1 pseudogene is annotated in these 697 nt (G+C 52.7%); it reads left to right on the top strand.

The window, feature by feature from the left end:
* Positions 1–71: 71 nt before the first annotated feature.
* Positions 72–697 (top strand): annotated as a pseudogene (locus tag ACLD1Y_RS31600) (IS3 family transposase); the annotation flags it as partial.

Below are 697 nucleotides of genomic sequence, written 5' to 3'. Positions count from 1 at the left end.
CCCCCGGTGTCAGGGTAGTTGTCGTGTCCTCCCCTTTTTAAAAGCAATTCGGGGGCGGCAAGAGTATGGTCATGCCTTTCTACTCAGAAGAACGTAAAGCTGCGCTGCTGAAAATGATGCTTCCTCCTCTGAACCTTTCAGCGTCGGAGGTTGCGCGCCGCGAGGGGTGCAGTGATATGTCTCTTCATTATTGGCGCAAGCAAGCTGCTGCCAGAGGCTCCCAGTTGTCCGAAAACAAGCAGTCGCCTGAAAGTTGGTCTGCCGAGTCCAAGCTACAAGTCGTTATCGAGTCATCGGCCTTATCGGAGTTGGAGTTGGGTGAGTATTGCCGTCGCAAGGGTATTTTTCCCGAGCAAATTGATGGCTGGCGCAAAGCTTTTATCAGCAACAGCAGCAATCATTCAGCGCTAAAAAAAGGAATTGCCGGGGAGTCCAAAGAAGACAAAAATCGGATTCGGGAGCTGGAACGTGAACTGCGTCGAAAGGATGCTGCGCTAGCTGAGACAGTTGCGTTGCTGGTACTGCGAAAAAAGCTCAATGCCTACTGGGGGAACGACGACGAGGACATCTGACCTTGTTGCCAGAACGGTATTTACTCGTCGATTGGCTCAATGAAGCCATCATGGCGGGCGCCCGCAGGGCGCCTGCTTGTTTGGAAGTAGGTATTTCACTACGCACGCTGCAACGCTGGAGTTTG

It is taken from the genome of Pseudomonas sp. 18175 (assembly GCF_050432925.1).
GTDB lineage: Bacteria > Pseudomonadota > Gammaproteobacteria > Pseudomonadales > Pseudomonadaceae > Aquipseudomonas.
Note: the sequence above shows the minus strand (reverse complement) of the source record. Positions and strands in the feature narration are given on the sequence as shown.